A 1,832-nucleotide genomic window follows, 5' to 3' on the forward strand; every position below is an offset into this window, starting at 1 on the left:
CCTCTCTACGACGTGGTGGCACGTGATCGGGGGGCGCCTCCCGGGTCGACCGACCCCGTCCTGGCCAGTCTCGACAGCAGCGATTTCGACCAGCTGTGGTTATTCGCCGTGGATGTCGGCAACGGCCTGAATGATGACGAACGTGCGGCGATCGACCGGTTTCGTCAGCGTGGCGGCGGGCTTCTGGTCGCACGCGATCACATGGATCTCGGCTGCTCCGTCTGCGACCTCCAGGGTGTGGGCAAGGCCCATCACTTCCATACGCACAATCCGGATCCGGACACGGCACGCCGCGTCATCGACGACCCGTACACCACGGCCATTCTCTGGCCAAACTTCCACTCCGGCGCCAATGGCGACTTCCAGGAGATCGCGCCCGTGGGTGACGTGCACCCGATCCTGGCCGATCCCGATGCACCCGGAAGTGCGCTTCGCTACCTGCCCTCCCATCCGCACGAAGGTGACGTCACGGCGCCGCCTGACGACGCCAGCGCTCGCGTGATCGCGACGGGAAAGAGTGAAGTGACCGGAACTCCGTTTGCCATCGCCGTGGCGTTCGAGCCGCAACCTGACGGCATGGGCCCGGCCGTGGCGCAATCGACGTTTCATCACTTTGCCGACTACAACTGGGACCCGGACCATGGGAAGCCGAGTTTTGTCAGCGAGGCGCCCGGCGGCACATTGCGTGCGACACCCGCGGCGAAGCGGTCGACGGAGCTTTATGTGACGAACCTGGCGCGGTGGTTGGGGCGGAAGGTTCGCAACTAGCCTTTCACGGGCATGGTCTATCCGTTCATCGCGGCAGCCTCTGACAGAAAGAGCTGCGCTTGCTTTCTCATGCCGCGCGAAACAGGCTCCCAGATCCTGTCAGGAAAACCAGCGGGCAAGCGTGACTCGACGTCGTCAAGAGCGCCCTCAACGCGTTCAACGAAGGCAACCATGGCCTCCCACACGGCAGGGCCGCCATTTTTCCGCGCCAGCGCGCGCCAGTGACGCGCATGAATCGTATAGACATGGTAGTGCGCGTTCTTCGACCTAAGCGCCATCGCGAGGCGAACGTCGCGTGTGTGCAGCTGCCTGCTCTTCTTGCCGATATACGGCCATATGGACAAGACGTCGTATAAGGGGGTCATGTTGTAAGCATTCCCCTGTCGCAAAAAGATGGAAAAATTCTTTGCATGCCCGTCCGGGGCAGCCATCATCCAAAATGCCAGCTGTGCCAGTTGAAAGGCGAGCCGGTCTGCTTCCGCATCTGAACTGCCTGAAAGCAGCGTGAGTCCATCGGACATCGATGGGCCACCGTCGTCCTCATACTTCAGTCGGGGTGGCAAGCCAAAGGCCTGGCAGAAGTCTTCCTGCGGCAAACGGACGATCCACGAGTCATCAGATGCCCATACCCGATCGAAGCGTTCGACGATCAGGGCGCGCTGGTCCCCGAATGTCGCCATATCCGTGCGGGCTGCGGGGAGTCCGAGAGAATGGATGATTTGGGCGCAAAGCCACTCATTCTCGACCGAATCGAACATTTCGATCCGACTCGCATTGGCGATCACCCCCAAAGGAAGCTTGAAGATGTGGGTACTTGGCGTGGCGCCGAGCGGCCTGCACCACCTTCCGGCGATCAGGGCAAGCGCCGTTTTTTCTTGAGCACCCGCCAGTGAAATTCGAAAAGGAGGCGTCCCGTCACGGGCAAAGGCTGCCGGATCCATGGGGACAGAGCGAAGCGTCGCAGCGACCTGGGCCTCGCTCAGTGGTTCAGATACGACACGGTTCCAGCCATCTGGCACCGAGTTGTCGGGAAGTAACTGTACGGCGCCCACGCAGTCGCGACC

General features: G+C 61.7%; 2 protein-coding genes. One reads left to right on the forward strand and one right to left on the reverse strand.

The annotated features are described in order from the left end of the window. Positions 1-768: hypothetical protein (locus AC1DT2_RS22275; RefSeq protein WP_477298798.1), on the forward strand; the 768-nt coding region annotated here is incomplete at its 5' end. 17 nt (positions 769-785) lie between these two features. Here the strand turns inward: AC1DT2_RS22275 and AC1DT2_RS22280 are convergent. Further along, the coding region (locus AC1DT2_RS22280; RefSeq protein WP_477298800.1) for a HipA domain-containing protein at positions 786-1,832 on the reverse strand (1,047 nt) is incomplete at its 5' end.

Source organism: Luteibacter sp. P4_E6 (genome assembly GCF_056401535.1).